Source organism: Salegentibacter maritimus, from assembly GCF_016236915.1.
In the GTDB taxonomy this organism is placed as follows: Bacteria; Bacteroidota; Bacteroidia; order Flavobacteriales; family Flavobacteriaceae; genus Salegentibacter; species Salegentibacter maritimus.
Window position 1 is genome coordinate 1 of record NZ_JAEHOK010000017.1, and the last position, 22,763, is coordinate 22,763.

A 22,763-nucleotide genomic window follows, 5' to 3' on the forward strand; every position below is an offset into this window, starting at 1 on the left:
TAGAGGTCAGTATTTAAATACATATCTTTATTACCAGTAAATATATAAAAATATGGATATTTTTAAGGGTCAAAACCTTCTGGAGTTCTCTGATCGGTTCAAAACCGATGAGGATTGCAAGAAATACCTTGCTTCAATCAAGTCCAAAACCGGCTTTAAATGTACAAGATGTAATCACACTGCTTGCCAAGTACGGAAGGATTTTGCCAGGCAGTGCAATATTTGCCACCATATTGAATCCGCTACCGCAAACACCCTTTTTCACAAGGTTAAATTTGGTGTTCGCAAAGCATTTTTTATTTGTTTTGAGATGGCCACGACAACCAAAAGTTTATCAGCAAGTTATATGGCCGTGCGCTATGGGGTTACTGAAAAAACGGCGAGATTATTTATGTTGAAAGTTAGAGAAGCTATGGCTTCGAGTGGGAATGACCCTATGGATGGCGATGTTCACGTGGATGAATTTGTTATGGGCGGCAGGGACGAGGGGAAAATAGGAAGAAGTTATGATGGTAAGAAAAAGAAAGCAATCACGGCAGTGCAGTTGACCGAAGATGGAAAGGTAAAGCGGATGTATACCATGAAAATTGAAGATTTTTCAGCCCAGTCCCTTCAGTACATCTTTATCAACCATATAAGCCGCAAAGCTAAGGTAACCACTGATAAATGGCGTGGTTATAGGCCAATTTCCAAAGCATATGACATTACACAAATAGAAAGCAATAAGGGATTGAACTTTAAGGCAATTCACACCATGATACACCAAGTGAAATCTTGGATTAGAACCACTTATTCCTGGGTAAGCGATAAAAACCTGAACAGGTATTTTAACGAATTCTGTTTCAGGATCAACCGATCTCAGAGCAAAGCTACTATATTCAATAAGCTGATTACAAAAATGGTTCAGGGCAATGTCATATATCAATCCCAAATTATAAGTAACTAACTACTGACCTCTGTACAATAAAATATCCACTATGGAAAATCATTACTAATTACAGTAAATCATTATATCTATTTTTACCGACTCAAGAGATAAAAAAAAGTTTCATAAATTCAAATGATAACGGGTACTTTTTCTATCACCAGTTTTGGTGAATGCTCCTAAATCAACCATTTTTTTCAAATCTCTGGTAGCGGTTGAAGCCGTTGTTCCAGTAATCTTGATATAATTTTCGGCACTTAAACCACCTTTGAATCCTTCCAAACCTTCTCGAAAAATCCGATTTACCACTTTCGTTTGGCGCTCATTGAACTTTTCATCAAACTTTTGGAAATACTTCGCTTTGCCTATTAGAAAATCAATTATTCTCTGGGTATAATCCTGAGCCTGAAGAATTGTTTCACAAAAATACACTAACCATTGAGTAATTTCAATTTCTTTACTATTGAGATGTAAGGATTTATAATAAAGTTTCTTATTATTTTCGATAATATGTGAAAGAGCTATCAATGTAGGACGTTCTAAATATTGAGACAATACCTTCTCTGATAACGCACGACCAATTCTTCCGTTTCCATCTTCAAAAGGATGGATGCTTTCAAAGTACAAATGCGCAATACCGGATTTTACCACCGGGCCAGGGCATTTATTTCCTGTATGGTTAAACCATAAAATATATTTCTCCATTTCCTTCTTTACGGCATCAGATGGAGGGGCTTCAAAATGAACTATCGGTCGTCCCATTGAACCTGAGACTATTTGCATTGGATCTGGATGTGTTCTATAACCACCTATATCCTGAAGATCGCGACGCCCGTTCATCAACATTTCGTGCCATAAAAATAATTGTTCATGGGTTAAAGGAGATGAATAATTTTTGTATAGATCAATCATCATTTCTGAAACTCCGTGTTCGGCAGGAGATACTTTTCTCATATTGCCCTGAAGGCCAAGGTGTTTGCGAATTGAGGATTGCAATGAATCCCTGTCAAGCAACTCACCTTCAATCTTAGAGGTTTGAAAGGCTTCATCACTTAGCAACCTAACCTTTAACTCATCTTGACCCTCACTACTGATATGCTTCAAACTACCGTACAACATCCCCGCTTTTTGCAAAAATGCTTTTTCATAGGAAAGCAAGGCTTCTGAGTCAAATTCAAAATCAGGCCAGTTTTTAAGTTGCCAATTCCACGACATGAGCTATAATTTAAAAATTATAGCTCAATATATAGCTAATTAATGAGCTATAAAAATATTTTTATAGCTCAAATATACGTATTTATTGAGCTGAATAAAACAATTAGTTGGCTCGAAAACTTAATTACAACTCAAATATAGGCGACATATTTGGTCACCTCCTTCTTGTACTATCAAATATTATTTCTATGAAAAAACTCCTTTTTCTGATAAGTTTTATTCTTGTGTTTACGAACTATAAAAACGATCAAAATTCATCTTCCTATCCGGAAGCCGAAAAAAGTTATTATTCTAATAATTCTAACTCAGAATTATATTATTCAGATGATGAAGATGTAGATTATGATGAAGGATTTGAAGACGGAAATTATACAGCTACAGTTGATTATTATAATTCAGAAACTGGTTATAATGCAACTTATACCTTAGACGTAGAAGTTGAAGACAATGAAGTTACCGTAATCTATTTTAATAACGGTGGATATTTAGACGAAGAGCATGTATGGTCTGAAGAACTTGATGAAAATGGATATGCCGAAATTGAAGGTGAAAATGGAAAATATTATGAAGTCCAAATTGACTACTAATTTTGCGCTTTCTTAAGGTCTTTTCGATCTCCTTATTTCTACTTCTTCAATTTTCCTGTACGGAAAATTGTTGCAAAACATGTTCTAAAGGAAAAGCTTGTGGTGATACCTGTATTTCAAAAACGAAAAACTGCTATCAACCTGATGGTTGTGCATGTGATTCATAGATAATGGGGTTATCCACAAACTCTGTTGAGAACATTCTTATTCAGACCTCAAATAATTTTGTCTATTTCAAAAAGAAAAGTTAAAATTGATCTGAATTGCCTGCGCGTAACCCTACCCCAGCAAGGAGGGTGTAAAATAAACTCTGTCTGAATAGAATTATTTATTAATTTCATTCAGATAGATTATGACAACAAAAGAACAACAAGAATTTGAGAAGAAGGTACTTGACCAATTTATGTCTGGCAAAAGCCTTTTTGGAGCCGAGGGTGCTTTTGCACCGATGCTAAAGAACGTCATTGAAAAATCCCTTCAGGCAGAGATGGACTCCCACCTGGATAGTGATGAACGCTCCAAAGGTAATAAGCGCAATGGCAAGGGAAAGAAAAAGCTAAAAAGTGGCTTTAGTTCCTTTGATATTGAAACCCCTGAAGACCGTCAAAGCAGCTTCCAACCGGAACTGGTAAAAAAACGACAGACAATCCTGGCGGATAATCTTTCAGAAAAAATCATCGGTCTTTATGGACTTGGGATGAGCTACCGTGACATCTCGGGGCATATTAAGGAGATGTATGATACCGATATTTCCCATACTGTTTTAAGCCAAATTACCGATCAGATCATTCCTGATATCAAAGCCTGGCAAAGCCGTCCTTTAGAACCCCTCTACTGCATTGTTTGGCTTGATGCCATGCATTATAAGGTTAAAGTGGATGGGAAGATTACCCATAAAGCACTCTATAACATCCTGGGTATTACAAAAGAAGGAAAAAAGGAAATTCTGGGAATGTACATTTCCGAGAGTGAAGGTGCTAATTTTTGGCTACAGGTTTTAACCGACCTTCATAACCGTGGATTAGAGGATATCCTGATTGCCTGTACAGATAATCTCAAAGGCTTTACCCAGGCCATCTTAAGCGTATACCCAAAGGCTCAGGTGCAGCTTTGTATTGTACACCAAATCCGTAACTCACTCAAATATGTAGCCTCGAAGGATCAGAAGGAGTTTATGAATGACCTGAAGAAAGTGTATAGAGCCGTTACCAAAGATGTAGCCGAAGATCAACTATTGAACCTGGAAGAGAAATGGGGAAGTAAATATCCTGTGGTCATTGAAAGCTGGCAGCGTAACTGGGAGCAGCTATCTCAGTATTTTGAATATACAGAGCCCATTAGAAAGATTATTTACACCACCAATGCTGTAGAGGGCTTCCATCGCCAGATCAGGAAAGTTACCAAGACCAAAGGTGCATTTACAAATGATATGTCGCTGCTCAAGCTGGTCTACCTGGCTACAAGAAATATTGAGAAGAAATGGACCGCTCCTTTGCATAATTGGAGCCTTACGATCCAGCAATTTTATATTAAATTTGGAGACCGGATACCGCTGGCCATAAACGCGAATTCCACTGGGGCTAGCCCCAGTGGAATTGAAACATCAGACAGAGTTTAATTTACAGACCCTCTATTTCGCTTATTCCGCAGAAATGGCGGAATCACTACATTCCAGATTCTGGATTTTCGCTTAAGTCCTTTAAACGGATTTCATAATTAATTTAATTTTGCTTCAGTTCTTTTCTCCACCTTCATTTTATATAATTCTCATTTATTCCCTCATATCTATATAATAAATTCAGAAAGATTTCTTTTTAAATCTTAAAAGTCAGGATTTAGTTTTTAAACATTTAAAGTGCTATTAAATTCATTTTAATAGTTGAAATTTTTGTCCCTGCGGGACGAAAAGGTAAAGCAAGAGGATAACGGGCAGAGCCACGTTAAGAATTACCTTTTAAAACTTATACATCTGATTAATAGTAGTTTAAGTTATTTGATTCAAAGATCAAAATTAAAAAGAATCTGCTTTATTACTAAAAACCCTTGAAACCTATTCAAAAATGGTAGAAATTTTACTAAAAAATGGATGAAAAATATAAAAAAGAGAAGTTCGAGACTCTTAAGATCAAGACTTCAGTAGCCAAAAAATTTAGACGGTTCAGCCGGGCTTTATCTAAATCTCAATCAATGACACTATTATCGATGGTCGATTTTGGCTATTTTGGAGTGATGGTGCCACCTGTTTCGGTCAAACAGTGCCACTTTGAAAGATACTGCAATTATATAAAAAATTAATGTTACTCGCTCTTTAAAGCTCCTTTTCTTAGAGATTCTCCTTTGAGGTCGATCCGATGTGAGGAGTTCACGATTCTGTCTAAAATAGCGTCTGCTATAGTTCTGGAGTTGCTACCTTTACTCGGACATAAAATTTAAGACTGTTTGTTACAAAACAAATATCTTAGAAACATGAAAAAACGCTATTACAGTCCTGAATTAAAGGAGCAAGCAGTTCGGTTAAGTTACCAACGAGAAAACATAAAAGAACTGGCAGACGAATTAGGTATAGAAGTCCAAAGGATTTATAAATGGCGGAAGGCAGCCAAAACAACGACATCCCCCAAGCCAGAAAGATCAATACCTGATGATACATTAGAAGTTAAAAGACTGCGCAAGGCGCTTAAAGAAAAGGAACTTGAACTTGAGATATTAAAAAAGGCCGTGCACATCTTCTCCAAGAGCGATGGGAAATCTATGGATTTATAGCCAGTTATAGGCACTTATACCCCATCGAGAGGATGTGCAAAGTTTTTAAAGTAAGTAGGAGCAGTTTTTATAGGTGGTACAGTGCCGGCCCATCAAAACGGGCACTGGAACATAGCCTGTTCACGGATTTGATAAAAAAGGAATTTCACCTGAGTCAAAGACGTTATGGCTCCACAAGAATAGCGGAGCAACTAAAACGTAAAGGCTACTGTATATCCAGGTGCAGAGTGGCTAAAATTATGAGGGCGAACAATTGGGCAAGCAAACACAAAAGGAAGTTTAAGGCTACCACTAATTCCAACCATAAATACCCGGTTTGCAGAAATTTATTGAACAGAAACTTTAATCCCAGCAGGGTAAATGAAGCTTGGGTCAGTGATATCACTTACATCCATACCAATCAAGGCTGGCTGTACCTGACCACTATTATTGATTTGTTTGACAGGCAGGTAATAGGTTGGTCATTAAGTACAAGTTTACATACCAATCAAACTATTGTTCCTGCATGGAAAATGGCTGTAAGCAAGCGCAATATAAACATGGATTTAATATTCCACTCAGACCGAGGGATACAATACGCCTCAAAAACATTTAGAACATTTATTAAATCCAACCCGTTGGTGACCCAATCTATGAGTAGAAAGGGAAATTGTTGGGATAATTCAGTTGCTGAATCCTTTTTTAAAACAATAAAGGTAGAACTTATTTATGATGATAATTTTAAAACTATAGAGCAGGCTAAAACCGCTGTTTTTGAATACATAGAAATATGGTATAATAGAAAACGTTTACACTCTTTTTTAGGGTATAAAACTCCTTATGAAGTAGAACAAAAATTTTATCAATTTAAAAATGTAGCATAGGTCTTAGAAAAAATGTCCGACTTTTTCTTGCAAGTCCAAACACCTTATCGTTTCCAGCAATTTCAAAACCAGTAAGTTGATCAAAACTATATAGCCCCAAAGTATTATATTCAAATATCAACTCTATTCCGCCCTCTTTCACCTCTAACGCTTTATACTCAGGTGATTTACAAGCAACCTCCTCAAAACCATAGGTTTGATTCAATGCATTGAACAGTAACCTATCTGCTATTTCTTTCTTTTGAGGCGGATGTCCAAAATTTTCTCGACCAAGATCCATTGTAATAACTATGCCTGAATTTGGTATATCATCCAAACACTCCAACTGGGCTTCTCTCATAAACGCACTATTTTTTGCACTTTGGAATGCCTCCTTATTTTTATAGGAATAAGGAGGTAATTGCACATAATAGAATGGAAAGTTTCCAATATCCCAACGCGTTCTCCAATCGTTAACCATGGCAGGAAAGAGTATTTTGTATTTTTCGGGTTGAGTAAAGTTTGATTCGCCTTGATACCATAATGCTCCCTTAATTGTAAAAGGAATTAATGGATTTATCATGGCATTGAACAAAGCCGTCGGAGTTTGATTTACTCGCTTTGTCGCGTCAATACCTTTTAAATCTACCTGCTGATACATACTCAAAACTTCACTACTCAGCCATGCCTCTACTTTACTGCCTCCCCAAGAAGCATGTATTAAACCTACTGGACAATCTAAAATTTCCTGAAGCTGACTTCCAAAAAAATAAGCTATAGCACTAAATTCACTAACACTATCTGGTGCTGAAAGTTGCCATTGAGAATATTTCTCTAAAACTTCTTTAGGGGATTTTGCGCCCACCCTTCCTACATCAAATAAACGTAGATTAGAATTTTTAGACTTCGCTATGGCCATAACCGAACCAAAAGTAGGCTGCCCTCTAAACCCTTTCAGCGGTTGTTGCATATTCGACTGCCCTGAACATAGCCAAACCTCCCCGAAAAGTATATCTTCCAATAAAACCGAAGATACTTCGTCAGTTATTCTTATTGTTTGACTTTCCTTACTATTAGTAGTTATAATATCCACTCTCCAACGCCCCTTATCATCTGCCTTGGTATCTATCCACGATGCCCTAATATCAAGCTTTTCATTAGGATTTGCCCACCCCCATAAAGCAACCGTTGAACTGCGCTGTAAAACCATTTTGGACGACAGCAAAGCTGGGAGTTTAACTTCAGCATTGATAAACTGAACCAATAATAGATTTATCAGAACCGTTATTATTAAAACTTGTTTTTTTTTCATTGACTATTTTTACTTGACGTATAGTTAAAAACCCTTTATTATTTATCTTCTTCGGAATTACTTTCTGAAAATATAAATTGGTTTTGATCATCCAAAACCTCGTCTTTACCGAAGTCTTCCGAGAACATGAAAAATCTTTTCGGCACGTCTATAAGCGCCCCTTTTTCCTGAAGTTTCAACCTCAATTCCTTTATATCAATATCTAAGGGTGACTTGTTTTGGTTTACACATAAATGAGCCACCGTGCCTGCTCCTTGCCCCACAGCCATTAATTGCGGTGTTACCCTAATAGCTGCCAATGCTTCATGCGTGGCATCGATGCACCTTCCATTAATTAATAGGTTAGATATCCCCTTTGGCACTAACGAACGCAAAGGCACTCCATAAACAGTACCTTTTTTAAAGAATACGGAATTTGTTTCAACTTTATCCGGACTGTGGATATCGATAGGATAGCCCCCTAAAGCAATAGTATCTTCTGGAATAGAAGCACTAATGATATCTTCTTCAGTTATCGTATAGTGGCCATCAATTCTTCTTGTTTCACGAACACCAACTTGGGCGGAAGTGTCCATTCTAACACAGTTTTCGAACCCCTCACAATAGTTTTTTAAAAAATTAAATATTTCTACGCATTGTTTTCTTCCTATCATTTCTGCTTGAGACAACTCGTAAGGGTCTGTACCATCAAGCCCTTGAATCCTACTCATATTTAAAATAAACACCCCAAGGGTACCGGTTTCGAATAACAGCACAAATTCTCTAGGCACGGAAACCTCACCTCTCTTTCTAGCTTCTTTGAGCTCTGGTATGTATCCTTTTAAACTAATTCTTGGTGCTGTTTCTAACCTTCGCAGCCCCTCCTCCTTTCCATAATCAAACAAGCATCGTTCTGGGTACTTTCGGGCATATTTCTTTACCTTTTCCCTATCTACATTGGCTACTTTTAAATTCATAGTGAGCGGCTGCATCAACCCATCTGTATCCCTTCCCGATTTAAATGTTAATCCAGCCATCTTTGCCAAATCACCATCCCCCGTAGAATCTATAAAGAAATCTGCACGATACTCCACAAGTCCGTTTTTATTGGCCGCAATTATTGACTTAACCTTCCCATCTTCAACAACTACATCAACCAACATGGTATGGTAAAGTATGGTGCCTCCTGCTTCGGTCACCATGTCTTCTAGCTCGATTTTTAATGCTTCACTATCAAATGGCGTTATAGTGGAGCAGTAGGTTATCACATCTTCTATGTGCCCGGGACTGGCTCCTTTGGTCTTTAAGCGTTCAATCAATTCATCAGGATACCCCTTCACAACTTGTTCACCTACATTATTATGAAAGGTCATCATAGGCCCTACCCCCATCGCGGTGAGAGTCCCTCCCAAGAAGGCATATTGCTCAATTAACAGAACATTAGACCCTTCTCTTGCGGCGGCTATTGCTGCCATAGACCCAGAAGGACCTCCTCCACAAATAATAATATCAAAACTTTCCTTACTTATATTCTTTTTATCTATCATATTATTTTATTTCAATTTGTTCAAAACTTATTCAAAATATTAACTAAACCAACTTTTTGATCATTCTTGAGTTTAATATCCATTCATAACCAAATACCACAATTAACACGGTGAGAGCTCCAAGCGGATATCTCCAAAAAAAACCAATTTCAAAAGCAAAACTCAGGTAAGTGACCAAAAAAACCGAACACAATGTTCCTACCAAAATAGTCTTCCAACTGCCTTTCCTCCATAATGCTAATAAGGCAATGCCCAATAACGCTCCATAGGAATACCCAGGAACACCTAACGCCATATTCAAGAGCCCTTCTTTGCTAAAAGTATTGAATGCAAATGCCACAACGGCAAACAAAGCACCAACCAAGACTATAGCTATTTTACTAGCTTTTAAATAATGTTTGTCATCTGCTTCCTTTTTGAAGTATTTTTTGTAAAACCCAAAAATAGTGGTTTCGCCCACAGCTGTTAAAGCAGATGTTAAGGTAGATATTCCTGCAGAAAACAAAGCTGCGATGATTATACCCGAGATTCCATCTGGCAATTCATGAATTACAAAATGAGGAAAGACCCTATCTTTATTTTCAGCTATTAAAGCTGTGCTCTCTGCTGATGGTGGATAGATTTGATACCAAGCAAAAATGCCAATACCCACTATAAGCATTAATATAGTTGAAGTAACCGTTAAGCCTGAAAAAATAACAGCTTTTTTTGCCGATTTTACGTTCTTACAACTTAATATCCGCTGTGTCACCACTTGATCGACCGCATAAGACCCCAAATGAAAAATTGAAGCTCCAAAAATTCCGACCCATACCGTAAAGTTTTTTGTGGGATCTAGGCTTAAATCTACAATTACTGTTTTGGCATGGGCATCTGCTATTCTCCATGCTTCTGAAAATCCCCCATCAATACCTCCAAAAATAAACACCATGGCTATTATAGCTCCTATAGTAAAAACCGTCCATAAAAGAAAATCGGTCCAAATTACTGTGGAAATCCCTCCCATAACCGACCAAAACACAGCAAATGCAGACATTATCAATATACTTTCATAAATACTGATACTGGTTCCTAATATCTCGCTAAACACAATGGCTGTAGCCAACAGTTTTACCGCTTGACTCAATATTACAGCCACAAAAAACAGAATTCTTGCTAATTGGCTAACATAGCTACCTAAACGTACTTCCATGAACTCATATGGACTGGTTACGTTCTCTTCGTAATAAGGTTTTACAAAGAGGTAGGCCATGATAATGTTACCCACCACGAAACCAGGGAGAACAATTAAGTATTTAAGATCACCACCTTCCCCATAAATATAAGCTGGCACCGTAACAAATGTAGCAGCACTTGTAGTGGTTGCAATAATTGAAAATGAAACCACCCACCAAGGTATTGTTTTTCCTCCTACAAAGAAATCGTTACTGGACTCGCTCTTTCCTCTGAATATATACCCCCAAAAAGAAGTTATTACAAGTAGCGAAATTATAATTATGATATTAAGTGTAGATAACATGTAAACGACTTAAGAATGGTTAACAAAAATTCAAATGATTCAAAACTATTCAACTAAAAATGGAATTGTTGCTGAAGCAGCATTTCCTTTTTCATCATAAACGAAAGCATAAAGCCTGTATTCCCCCGTTTGTGTCATTGTAAAACGGACATTTTGTTCTCGGTTATTTTCAAAAATGCCATCAATACCGGGCAGAACATCCATTGAGTGATTATCTTTAGCCATCACAAAGCCCTCTTTAACTACTTGCCATTCATAGGTCAAGTTTTCTCCCTCAAAATCCACTGCCTTAATGGATGCCCTGTTTTCTTGGCCTACTTTCACTTTAATACTCTGGTCGGCCGTTAAACCATTCAACAACATATCTTCTCCTTTTACTTGCGGAGCCCTATTTGAAGGAAACGTACCTCGCCATGAATAGTGCATGGCATGAGCTGTGCCCAACGGATGCTTTTTTCTAGTAAAAAGCCCGTACCAAGTAGCCACTTCTCCATGGTTTTGATACCCCCACAAGAACACATAAGCCCCTGCACACCCATCATTAGCATTAGCTATGATATGTTTATTGTAAACTTCTCTATAGACCTCAGCCTTTTCCGTACTAGTCAGCTCTAGCAGGCCTCCCCATGAGGTTGCTGGAGGGTTTTCCCATGTTCCTCTTGGCCCCCACTCCGTAATCAAGTATGGTTTTTGCCAACCAACTTCCTTTATTTTTTTATGTGAGTTTATAATGGGCGCATAGGTATTTATTGACAGTACATCTAAGGAGGGGGCTCGCTCCATTATTTCCTTTATATGATCTGTTTTTGTACCCGCCAAAACAGTAGTCGTCAAATGGTTGGGGTCCACTTCATGAATCATATCTGATATTTCACCAACTGCGTCATAAAGCTTAAAGTTTGTAGCTCTGGAATCTGCTTCATTACCAATTGCCCACATTAACAGTGCAGGATGGTCTTTAAACCTAAGAACATCTGCCTTTATGGATTTAAATTGTTCCTCTACCGCGGCGGCATCATTATAATCGAAACCATCTGTTTCGCGCTTAATCCAGATACCAAGACAAACAGTTATTCCATGTTGCTGTGCAGAATCCAATACGGCTTGGGTGTCTTCATTAATTGAATAGGTTCTTATAGAGTTCCCCCCATAATTTTTCACTTCATCTAAAAAGTTATTGTAAGCAGCCCCTTTAACAAAGTAAGGCATTCCGTTACGATAAATTCTTGGATTTCCGCCATCATTCCTCACTTCTACTTTTGCAGGGCCATCGGCAGGTTGGTCGTCTTCGGTTACATCAATTTGCTCTTGGGCACTATCACTGCTGCAAGCGGTTGTTTTTAAAGCAAATATTGCAAAAAATAGGTATAACAATATTTTCATCATCTTCATTTTAATTTAGTCTGTTGTTCTTTTTATTTTAAGCGTTCCGATACGCACTTTGGTTTGGTTGTTCGAAACAAGTAGCTTTACCGAATTATCATATTTACCAGCCTTAAACTTAATGGGCTCTTTATTAAGTTTAACCCATCCCTGTTTTTTGGAAAAATCTATGTTTAGCTCTGTATTATGTGTGTCGTGTTGTACAGCTACTTTTTGAATACCCTTTGAGTTTTCTGGAACCTGAAGATAAACATCGTATAACCCCGTTTCATTTATCCAAGGATTGAATTGTACATAATCTCCCAATTTCGGTGAGTTGTTAACTAAAAGTTTTCGGATGCTCTTTTTAATATCTTCCAAATGAAAACCTCGGTGACTTATGGCTTTAGAATCAGGAGAAATCAATACACTGTCACCTGTCATTCTCAAGGGTTCAATAATTTGTTTTTCATTGTTGATGCTATTACTTAAATACACCGTTTCTTCAAAACGCTTTGTCCCAGATTTAAAAGCTTGATAAGTAACGCGTACACTATCGTTGTTTTTTAAATCCAACACTATGTCCTGTTTTTTAACTCCTGCTAGTGGAACATTTAACGAAAACCCACCTTGCGAAATCATCTGATCTTCATCAAACAATTTCACCTGCCATTTAACATCTATTACTGTTGTGGTATCCTTTATATCATCATTATGTACGGTAAGGGTTCTTTTACTTGATAGTGGGGACACATAGGGGTTCGCACTGGCACTCACATCAATGCGCTTATCATATTCATAATCAAATACGGCTATAGGCGAATAACTGCGTTTCCAAAAATCTATGGGGTTATCCTTTATGCCCTCTATAGGATTAATAATCTTAGGGGCCTCTGGATTGGTCCATGGATCAAGCAACGGCATTAATGCGTAATCAGGTCGATAGCCTAACTTTTTCACATCATGGTCTTCCCAATTTATTCTAAAATGTTTTTCTATTGAATCTGTGGGTTGTCCGAATAACTTTTGTAGTGTATAAAACGTAAAAATCATTTCGTAGCCCGTTGACCTGTGACCTCTAAATATAGAAAGCCCTTTTTGCACTGAACTTACCCGATCATAATCTAAGGGCTCATCATAACAGGCATTATCTTCATAAACATAAAGCAGTTTATCCTTCCAAAATTTATCATGACGATTATAAATATCACTAGTGTAACCGTCCAACCCCATGGAATATGCACATGCAGCAGTTACTATATTTTCACTAGGGTAGTATCGGGGCGATAATTGTGTAGCCGTTAACGGCCTGGTTTCATCATACTTTAGTGCCTCTTCCTCCCATTCTTCTTGATAAGGCGTTTCGTTGGCCAGAGACCAAAACACAATAGAAGGGTGGTTCCTGTGCGTTTTTATCAAATCACGGATCGCTTTACGTTGATTTTCAACAGTACCAAAAGCACCTTTATGATTGCCGTTGTTTATTGTAGATTCGGCTATCATAAGCATTCCTTTTTCGTCTGCTATTTCGAACTGACGTTTAAGGCTCATGCCCCTGTGGGTTCTTAAGACATTTATGTTTAATTCTTTTGAGATATCCAATAAGTATGACCAATATTCTGGATTGTACAAAAACAAACCTCCACCAACGCCTTCTGTGTAACCATCCTTCCAAGTGGGTTCTAATGACTCTCCTCTAAGTCGCATTTTTATACCATTAAGATAAAAACCCCGTTTTTCGGGATTATTTGATTGAACGGCTTTTACCTGCCTAAAACCAAAACGTTCTTTTTGAACAGTAACACCATTTATGGTTACATTAAAATCATAAAGGTGTGGCTTATATGGCCACCATAATTTAGGGGATTCCCATATATCCGATAACTTTAAATTTTTCTTTTGGTTGGGTTCCAATGTTACCGATATTTTAGAATTGAGCTCAAAAACCGTTTTTTCTCCTTTCCAATCCGTCACAAAACCACCGACTTCTATTTGTCTGCTGCCTTCCGATTGATTCCAAACTTCAATATTTGCCGTGATTCTTGAGGAGTCAACATCGGTCTGGATGAACAAATCGTTGACATTAACTTTAGGGACTCCTCTCAAAACCACATCTCCAATTATTCCATTGTCTATATTACGCCATCCTCTATCTTTATTATAGTAATCGCAACGGTCACCTAAAGGGTAATCAATACCGGTTTCTGGGTGGTCTTCATTTGGAAAATCGCCCTTAAAAGCATAACTAAAATCCTGTACAACTATCTTAAGTTCGTTGTTTTTTGATGGCACTTTAACAGCTTTGGTTATATCGACTGTGAATGGCAATTTATTCAAATGTGTGTAGCTTTTATCTGGGTTCTCTCCCTTAATGAGCTGACCATTTACAAATACCCAACACACAAAATTCACACTTGAAAAGTCAAGTTTTATGCGCTTTCCAGATAAATCATCAGGTAAGTCGAATGTTGTTTTGTATTCTCCTTTATGCACATATTGCCAGAAATACGGAAAATCGAAATCCCCTTTGACCTCTTTCTCTCCCGGATTGGAAACAGCAGAAGACCAACTCATGGGCACCCTTACAGGATGTGAATCCCACTTATTTGTAGAATCATTTATAGCACTAACAATAAAACCATGACTCTGATTGGGTTCTCGCCAGCGCCCTTCCGCATCTAATTCATAACCAAAGAAGGGGATTTTTATTGGTCGAAAAGTCCAATTTGAACCATTAAGAACAATAGTCTCATCTTTTTGATTTTGAAAATCTTTGCAAGAAAACAAGCATGTTAAAACAACTAAATATAGTATTGATTTCATATCATTTTATTGTACTAAAAATGGAATACTTGCAACTGAAGCATTGCCTAAATGGTCCAACACATAAGCGATTAGGCGATATTCCCCTGCTTCATCTATTTTAAAATTTATCAATCGCTTATTGTTGTTCTCTATTAATCCAGGGATTCCTGGTAGCATGGCTGCTGATTTATCTGAGCGACTCAAAACAAAACCTTCCTTTACAATTTGCCAATCATAATAAAGACTGTCTCCGTCTGGATCTAGAGCATCAACACTAGCTGTATTAATTGCACCTCTTTTAACCTTAACGCTTTGGTCTGCCGTTTTTCCATTAAGAATCATTCCTGAGGAATAAACCTCTGGTGATATATTTTCAGGAACTTCTCCTGTCCAGCATTCCTGCATCGTATACACGCCATTTAAGGGGTTACCATTTTTTGTAAATAACCCGTACCAGGTCTGTACTGCTCCATGGTGCTGATACCCCCAAACAAAAACATAAGACCCAACACAACCTTTATCTTTGTAGTTATGAATATAGTTTTGATAATATTTTTTATAATAATCATTGGCCTTTTCAGTACTAGTGGGCTCCACAAACCGCCCCCAATCTGTTGATTTCGGATTATCCCAAGTTCCTTTTGGCCCCCATTCCGTTATTAAATATGGCTTTTTCCAACCTGAAGCTCTAACATTTCTATGAGCGGTTACAATATCTGCATAGACATTAACCCCTACTACATCCAAAGACGGAGCCCGTTCAATAATTTCCTTGAAATCATCCACATCTGCTCCAGCCAATATGGTGGACGTGAGGTGCAATGTATCTACTGATTTAATAAATTTTGAAATATCTTCTACAGCATTCCAAACACTCGGTTTGGTATACTCTATATCTAGTTCATTGCCAATACCCCACATTAAGATTGCCGGGTGATCTTTAAATTTTAAAATTTGCTCCTTAACAGTTTCAAATTGTTCTTTTACTAGAGACTCGTCATCATAATCAAAATTATGATCTCGTTCTTTTTTTAACCCTATACCAAGAACCACCGAAAGCCCTTGTTGATACGCCATATCCAATATACTTTGTGTTTTCTCATTCACATGGTATGTACGTATGGAATTACCTCCATATTTGCCTACTTGATCGTAAAGATGGTTACTAGCAGCACCTTTCACGTAATATGGCTCACCTCCTCTATATATGTAGGGAACACTATCTACATAAACCACTTCATTCTTTGGAATCATAGACGTTGTCCGTTTATCTTTTGAATTGTTTTCTTTTTTATCACAACTCAAAGTAGACAAAAGCACCAATAAACTTAACATGCCAAGTGAGAAGCATTTAATCACTAATTTTTTCAAAATATATGGGTATTTAAATATTTAAAATTTTAGACTCAAGAACAATCAATCAAAATCGCACTGAAGAACCTAGGATAAATCAAGCTAAAATCTTTAAGTAAGCTTCATACCGGCTTTTCTCCTGTACACATACAAGATGAAACCAGTATGAACCAATACTAATAGATAAAGATTGATTTGCTTACTAAAAAAACTAAACTAACTCCTACTATTGCTGTACTTTATAATCAATTATGATGTTACCTGTAGAACTCGCTGTCACGCTTTTTACCAATAGAAGTCCATGTTTACCATTAGAAGTCTTAAAGGCTATTATGGTGTCTTCGCCTAATCTTGAGAAATTTTCATAAGAAGTTCCACTTTGATTAAATGCTGATATGACATCTTGACCATCCGCAATTTCATAAAACATATCCACTGTAAGAACAGAAGTGGGCACTTCCCTAAGCTCTGTTTTGTTTCTTACAGACCAAGTCCCTAAGTTGTCACTTCCCCAATTTGCTTCGTTATATATGAATTGTGACGCATTTTCATAAGAAGGGACAAATAAGTTTACCCCAGACGAACTGCTCCTAAAAGTTCCCAAATCAACCATGGCACTGTTAACCTTAGCTTCGAGTACAGAATAAACTGTACTGGTCTCTACATTTAGGAATGGACCGACCTCGTTATTTCCCTGCATCCCCATTTCAACATCACTGTAAGCATTTATCGGTATAATAAATTCATCTCCTTGAATTTTATAATCAAAGAAAAGCGTACCTGAAGAACTTGAAACAGCAGCTTTTACATGAATTAAACCGTATTCGCCTCCTGCAGTTTTAAAAGCTATAATTTCGCCCTCTTCCAATCTAGTAAGAGCGTCGTAAGAGGGTTCGCTAGCATTAAATGCTTCAATAACCAACCTATCGTCCATTATGTTATCAAAGTCATCTATTGATATTAAATCACTTGAAATTCTCCGAAGCTCTGTATTGTTTCTAAAACTCCAAGAGCCCAAATTGTCTCCACTCCAATTGGATTCGTTATATATGAATTGAGCTGCGTTTTCATAAGAAGGAGCAAACAAGTTTATTCCAGAAGACCCACTTCTGAAAGTCCCCAAATCAATCCCAGAACTCATTAATTTCGCATTCGGCACAGTGTAAACTGATCCTGTCTTTAAATCAATGAATTGACCAGCATCTGTATTTCCTTGCATCCCTAGAGTTATATCTGCAAACGCCTTCATAACTTTAGGATAAGCAAGACCCTTAATAAAGAGCGTAAAGTTTTCTTCCTTAAATTTATCTTCTATATCTGTAACCTTATAGGTAAAGGTAATGTCCTTGCCTCCATCCTCTGGTTGAATTTCATAGCTAAAAGAATAGGTTGCAACAAACGGATTGTCGAAATCGACCTTAGTCAATTCGAGTATTTCTTCATTATTTAATTTGGTCTCAATTTTCTTTAGTTCATCTTCTGATGTAACCTTAATATCAAATTCTAACACATCTCCAACATTTAAAGTATCTGGTAGAATCTCAGGAAATTCCATTTCGATTATTGCAGGCTCCAACTCCACCTTAACTGAATAATCGGTAGTTGAAGTAAACCCGTTTTTATCTTCTACAACCAAAACATAATTAAGGGTTTTTCCTAAATCATCATTTGTTGGAGTATAGTTAAAAGTATAATCTACTGTTTTGCTATTATCATCAGGCGTAAAAACAGAGCCTGGAAGGGATTGATAATCTACTTTTGTTTCTATTTTACTTACACCAGCCTTAGCAAAGGCTTTTGCTGAAAACGATACCGGTTTATTAGGAAATGCTATACTCGGCACATCTTCTGGCAGAGTAATATATAAATCTGGATTTATACCTGTATCTAATAGTGAGGTGTCTTCATCGCATGATAATGCGCAAACAACTGTCAATAATAGGATTATTAAATTATTTATTTTTTTCATCTTTTTAAGTTTAGTTTAGTAACCTGGATTTTGATCTCCTGCCAACAAATCGTTCACTATGATTTCCTGCTCTGGTATGGGAAACAAGTTGTGCTTTTCCTGTACAGTTATACTCGGGTCTTGAGCCTCAACAGCTTCTTTTAGTTTTCCCCAACGCAACAAATCGAATCTTCTTTGTCCTTCAAAGGCAAACTCTTTTCGTCTTTCTAATTCTAAACTATCTTGAAACTGCTCTTTCGTCAATCCCTCAGTCAAATCAGCAAGAGACTCTACATTAACGGGAAACCCAAAAGCTCTACGCCTTACTTTATTAAACGCTGAGTAAGCTTCAACTGTTGGTCCTTCTTCTGCATTAATAGCCTCGGCATACATTAAAAGTATATCTGCATACCTTAGGATGTAATAATTATTACCTCCATCTTGAACACTAACCGCTTCTGGATCTTGATACTTGTTTACGTAATAAGGAAATTGTATGGAAGATGGAGCGCTAGGTACGTATAAAACATTAACATCCCTTCTCTCATCCCCTTCATTATAAATTTGAAAGTGATTTTCCGTTACTGGATTATCACCATAACCAGCAAACTCACCTGGACCTGGCGGCATCACTTGAGCTGAGGGCTTAAAAAAACCTTGAAATGATGAACTTACTGAATTGATTGCGTCACCTGTACTTGTAAACTGAATTTCAAATATAGATTCTTTTATGTTTTCGTTAGCAATATCGAACACATCGACATAACTCGCCCATAAAGAGTAAACCCCCAAATCCATGACATCCTCTGCTGTATTTTTAGCATCTATGTATTGTTTATTAGTTAAATAAACCTTGGCCAACAATCCTAAGGCAGCACCTTTCGTTGCTCGACCATAGTTTTCTGTTCCATATTGAACAGGTAAATTTAATTCTGCAAATTTTAAATCTTCCTCAATGAGTTCATAAACGATATCTGTTGAACTTCTAGCTACATTCAGCCCCTCCAATGATTCCGTTGGCTCTGTAACCACTGGAACCGCTCCATAAAGTCTTACCAAGTTAAAATACATCAAGGCTCTTACAAAGTGTGCTTCGCCTAAAAACCTATTTTTAAGATCTTCATTAATATCCATTTCCGCTATCCGCTTTATAACGATGTTAGCTCTATTGATGTTAACATAATGCTCCTTCCAAAAACGTAAAATAAGATCTGATGAAGCGTCGAACTGAAACTTGTCCATCTGGAGCTTGTTTGTATTACTAGTATTTCTTCCATAACCCCACTCGGCATCATCAGTTCCTTGGGACTGAATAGCCTCCATAAACTGATTATAAATATCTGCTGTTTGTAAGGAGGAGTACACTGCATTTACTGCTGCTTCAGCATCTTCTTCTGTTTCAAAAAGATTGTCGGCCGTATTAACGCCATCTGGAATAACCTCCAAGTCTGAGCAAGACAGCACGCCTAAGAGTATTATTATATTGTATATTATTTTTTTCATGACTTTTTAAATTTAAAAGGTTACGTTGAGACCTAAAGTGAACATCTTTGAGTTGGGGTAAGCACCAGAATCAAACCCTTGCCTAATATTATCAGAACCATACCTGCTTACCTCGGGGTCTAAACCACTATAATCTGTAATGGTTAAAAAATTCTGAGCATTCGCATAAATACGGAGGTTCTGAACACCTAATTCCGAAACTAGGTTTTTAGGAAAGTTATAGGCTAATTGAATGTTCTTCATTCTGAGATAAGAACCATCCTCAACATATCTGTCATATGGTCTGTTTACAGGCCTTGTTGTAGTTGCTCTTGGTATATTGGTTTCTGTGTTGTCTACGGTCCATCTATCCAACACAGTAGTTCTTTGGTTTTGCAGCCCTGTTAGATTTTCTAGAGTTACCACGTTTAAGTTGTACAAATCGTTTCCATAGACATATTGAAACAATACGGACAATTCAAAACCCTTATAAGAGAATGTGTTATTGATTCCTCCAAAGAACTCTGGCTGGGCATTTCCTATAATTTGCTGGTCATCTTCATTGATGATTCCATTATCATCAAAATCTACAAATCTGACATCTCCAGGTTTCGCCGAAGGTTGTGCAGAACCAATAATTTCTTCAGGGGACTGAAATAATCCATCTGAAACATACCCATAGAAGGTTCCTAAACTTTCATTCACCTTTAAAATGGTATTAGTTCCAGAGGGAATAATTTCATCTTCCCCTCCTAAATCAATTATTTTGTTTTCATTAAATGTGATGTTAAAATTAAAATCCCATTTAAAAACGTCGTCAACAATGGCAGCATCGAGGGCAAACTCCATACCTTTATTTTCTATCGATCCAATATTTTTAAGTCCCGATTGAAACCCCGAGGTGTTAGGGATTGCTACATTAAGCAACAAATCGTCTGTAATTTTATAATAGGCATCTGCAAGAAAAGTTAAGCGGTTATCAAAAAAACCAAACTCTAAACCAACATCATATTGATCGGTTGTTTCCCATTTTAAATCGTTGTTAGGTACTTGTGTCGGAGTTATACCATTCACGATCTTATTACCTATTACATAACGGGTTCCTCCCCAAAGGTCTAAAGACGGATTATTACCAATACCATCTTGATTTCCTGTTATACCATAACTCGCTCTAAACTTAAGGTTAGAAAACACGTTTAAATCTCTAACAAAATTCTCTTCAATTGCCTTCCAAGCTAAAGCCGCCGAAGGAAAAAAGCCATACCTATTATTAGCTCCAAATCTAGATGAACCATCTACTCGGGTAGTTAGTGTTAGCAAATACTTATCATTCAAACCATAATTGATTCTTCCAATGTAACTATGGATGGTCCAATTTGCCGAAGCTGAACTTGGAAGCTCTGCTGCTTCTGGATTACCCAATCCTAAAGCATAAGTAGTAGTAACATCATTTAAAAATCCTGTTGCTGAAGCACCGGTCGACTCAAAACGAGAGGCTTGCTGTGTAAAGCCCAATAACGCATCAAAAGAATGATTCTGAAAGTTTGCCTTATAATTTATTGTATTCTCATTCAACCATGTCAAGCTCATAGAATTATACACGGCAGCATCTCCGCCAACTAAAGAACCTGTGTATAAACTTTGTGGGATATACGTGTCATTTTTTTGAAAAGAAGCATCAACACCCCATGTGGTTTTCACGGTTAAGCCTTTAACCAGCTCCGCACTAGCATAAACATTACCCAATGTTCTGAAATTCTTATTCAGGTTTTTGTATTCGTACAATAAACCAACTGGGTTGTTAAAACCAATACCTAAATTATTAAATTGGGTAAAAGATCCATCGGGTTGTTTAATAGGTAGATTGGGTGCCGTGGTTAACATTGAACTTAGAGCACCGCTATTTACTCGATTGGCTTCCACATAGCTACCAGTTAAACTCCCTCCTACTTTTACGAAATCATTGATATTAGAATCGATATTTGACCTTAAAGAATACCTTTCCATGTCTGATGCTTTCACAACCCCCTCTTGGTTAAAGTAATCAAATGAAAGCAAATAATTTGTTCCTTCCTTGCCTCCTGTTGCCGACACGTTAAAGTTTCTAACAGGAGCCACGTTCTTTAACATAGCCTCCTGCCAATCTGTAGAAATAGGGTTTAGTGAGGGATCATAAAGCAAACCTCCTCCTTCTGCCAAGCTGGCTTCGTTCGCTAAAGTTTCGTATTGCTTAGCGTTCAACAAATCATATCGGTTCGTTTCTTTTTGAAATCCATAATATGAAGAAAGGCTAATGCTTCCTTTGCCACTCTTTCCTCTTTTGGTAGTAATCAATACAACACCATTTCCTCCTCTAGACCCATAAATTGAAGTAGCCGAAGCATCTTTCAAGATTTCAATCGAAGCAATATCAGTAGGATTAATCGTGTTTAATGGATTTAAAGATGCCGCACTGGACGTACTACCAGAGGATATAGGTACCCCATCCACAACAAACAAGGGCTCATTACTCCCATTAATGGAATTCCCCCCTCTAATCCTAATAGAAGAGGCAGCGCCTGGCGCGCCAGAACTCTGAACACTAAAAACACCTGCTGAACGCCCCTGTAAAGCTTGATCGACACTTCTTAAAGGCAAGTTTTCCAACTCATCTCCTTTTATAGAGGACACTGAACCTGTTAAATCTCTTCGCTTTTGTGTACCATACCCTATCAAAACAACCTCGTCAAGCTGAGGTGTATCAGGCTCCATAACTATGTTAATGGCTGTTCCGCTATCTATAACACGTTCTAGTTTTTTAAAACCTAGATAGCTAAATATTAAAGTTGGTTTTTGTTGCTCAACCTTTAGTGAAAATTTTCCATCGAAATCGGTAACGGCACCTGTAGTTGTTCCCTTTACTAAGACCGATACACCGGTTAATGGCATTTGGTCTTCACTAGATGTAACCACGCCTGAAATTGTAGCTGATTGCCCATAAGATACTCCATAGAAAAAAAGCAGGAGAATAATCAGATAAGCTAAATAGTTCTTTTGTTTAATCATCTTAATAATTATGTTTAGTTAAAATATGGATGGCAAATTCCATGGTCAAAACTATTCAAAAAATCGAATTAAGAATCTT

The 22,763-nt window shown here is 37.3% G+C and carries 16 protein-coding genes and 1 pseudogene; 6 read left to right on the forward strand and 11 right to left on the reverse strand.

Features of this window, described 5'->3' with window-relative positions:
* Positions 1-52 precede the first annotated feature (52 nt).
* A complete protein-coding gene (locus I6U49_RS12660; RefSeq protein ID WP_198627338.1) occupies positions 53-946 on the forward strand; it encodes an IS1595 family transposase in 894 nt (297 codons plus the stop codon).
* A gap of 102 nt (positions 947-1,048) precedes the next feature.
* Here the strand turns inward: I6U49_RS12660 and I6U49_RS12665 are convergent, their stop codons facing one another.
* A complete protein-coding gene (locus tag I6U49_RS12665; RefSeq protein WP_198629085.1) occupies positions 1,049-2,140 on the reverse strand; it encodes a Fic family protein in 1,092 nt (363 codons plus the stop codon).
* 188 nt (positions 2,141-2,328) lie between these two features.
* On the opposite strand from I6U49_RS12665, the gene I6U49_RS12670 reads away from it, so the two are divergent.
* The 3 genes from I6U49_RS12670 (at position 2,329) to I6U49_RS17215 (ending at position 5,022) form a co-directional block, all read left to right on the forward strand.
* A complete protein-coding gene (locus tag I6U49_RS12670) occupies positions 2,329-2,727 on the forward strand; it encodes a hypothetical protein (RefSeq protein WP_198629086.1) in 399 nt (132 codons plus the stop codon).
* A 352-nt stretch (positions 2,728-3,079) separates the two neighbouring features.
* On the forward strand, positions 3,080-4,345 hold the full coding sequence (locus tag I6U49_RS12675) for an IS256 family transposase (protein ID WP_262894969.1): 1,266 nt from the start codon (positions 3,080-3,082) through the stop codon (positions 4,343-4,345).
* A gap of 464 nt (positions 4,346-4,809) precedes the next feature.
* Positions 4,810-5,022, forward strand: a complete 213-nt coding sequence (locus tag I6U49_RS17215; RefSeq protein WP_317191875.1) for a BfmA/BtgA family mobilization protein — start codon at positions 4,810-4,812, stop codon at positions 5,020-5,022.
* Positions 5,023-5,024: 2 nt separating this feature from the next.
* Here I6U49_RS17215 and I6U49_RS17030 read toward each other — a convergent pair.
* Positions 5,025-5,123 (reverse strand): annotated as a pseudogene (locus I6U49_RS17030) (ATP-binding protein); the annotation flags it as partial.
* A 70-nt stretch (positions 5,124-5,193) separates the two neighbouring features.
* Between I6U49_RS17030 and I6U49_RS17290 the strand changes: the two are divergent.
* A complete protein-coding gene (locus I6U49_RS17290) occupies positions 5,194-5,490 on the forward strand; it encodes a transposase (protein ID WP_370591107.1) in 297 nt (98 codons plus the stop codon).
* Positions 5,487-6,353, forward strand: a complete 867-nt coding sequence (locus tag I6U49_RS12680; RefSeq protein ID WP_394370307.1) for an IS3 family transposase — start codon at positions 5,487-5,489, stop codon at positions 6,351-6,353. Before I6U49_RS17290 ends, I6U49_RS12680 begins: the two co-directional genes overlap by 4 nt.
* Here I6U49_RS12680 and I6U49_RS12685 read toward each other — a convergent pair.
* The 9 genes from I6U49_RS12685 to I6U49_RS12725 all read right to left on the reverse strand — a co-directional run bounded on the left by I6U49_RS12685 (position 6,337) and on the right by I6U49_RS12725 (position 22,684).
* Positions 6,337-7,644 (reverse strand): sialate O-acetylesterase, encoded by a 1,308-nt coding sequence (locus I6U49_RS12685; RefSeq protein WP_198629088.1) that lies wholly within the window; start codon positions 7,642-7,644, stop codon positions 6,337-6,339. The two genes, I6U49_RS12680 and I6U49_RS12685, sit on opposite strands and share 17 nt — an antisense overlap.
* 38 nt (positions 7,645-7,682) lie before the next feature.
* The gene (locus I6U49_RS12690) at positions 7,683-9,170 is read right to left on the reverse strand and encodes an FAD-dependent oxidoreductase (protein ID WP_198629089.1); all 1,488 of its coding nucleotides are present in this window, start codon (positions 9,168-9,170) and stop codon (positions 7,683-7,685) included.
* Between the two features lie 43 nt (positions 9,171-9,213).
* Complete coding sequence (locus I6U49_RS12695) at positions 9,214-10,689, reverse strand: sodium:solute symporter family transporter (protein ID WP_198629090.1); 1,476 nt, start codon at positions 10,687-10,689, stop codon at positions 9,214-9,216.
* Positions 10,690-10,734: 45 nt separating this feature from the next.
* Positions 10,735-12,075 carry a glycoside hydrolase family 2 TIM barrel-domain containing protein gene (locus tag I6U49_RS12700; protein ID WP_198629091.1) on the reverse strand — a complete coding sequence of 447 codons (1,341 nt, stop codon included), beginning with the start codon at positions 12,073-12,075 and terminating at the stop codon, positions 10,735-10,737.
* Positions 12,076-12,087: 12 nt separating this feature from the next.
* On the reverse strand, positions 12,088-14,874 hold the full coding sequence (locus I6U49_RS12705) for a glycoside hydrolase family 2 protein (RefSeq protein WP_198629092.1): 2,787 nt from the start codon (positions 14,872-14,874) through the stop codon (positions 12,088-12,090).
* A gap of 6 nt (positions 14,875-14,880) precedes the next feature.
* A complete protein-coding gene (locus I6U49_RS12710; RefSeq protein ID WP_198629093.1) occupies positions 14,881-16,110 on the reverse strand; it encodes a glycoside hydrolase family 2 TIM barrel-domain containing protein in 1,230 nt (409 codons plus the stop codon).
* A 325-nt stretch (positions 16,111-16,435) separates the two neighbouring features.
* The gene (locus I6U49_RS12715; RefSeq protein WP_198629094.1) at positions 16,436-18,178 is read right to left on the reverse strand and encodes a hypothetical protein; all 1,743 of its coding nucleotides are present in this window, start codon (positions 18,176-18,178) and stop codon (positions 16,436-16,438) included.
* Between the two features lie 15 nt (positions 18,179-18,193).
* Complete coding sequence (locus I6U49_RS12720) at positions 18,194-19,660, reverse strand: RagB/SusD family nutrient uptake outer membrane protein (RefSeq protein ID WP_198629095.1); 1,467 nt, start codon at positions 19,658-19,660, stop codon at positions 18,194-18,196.
* 12 nt (positions 19,661-19,672) lie between these two features.
* Positions 19,673-22,684: a SusC/RagA family TonB-linked outer membrane protein gene (locus I6U49_RS12725; protein ID WP_198629096.1), complete on the reverse strand. Its 3,012-nt coding sequence runs from the start codon at positions 22,682-22,684 to the stop codon at positions 19,673-19,675.
* Positions 22,685-22,763 lie beyond the last annotated feature (79 nt).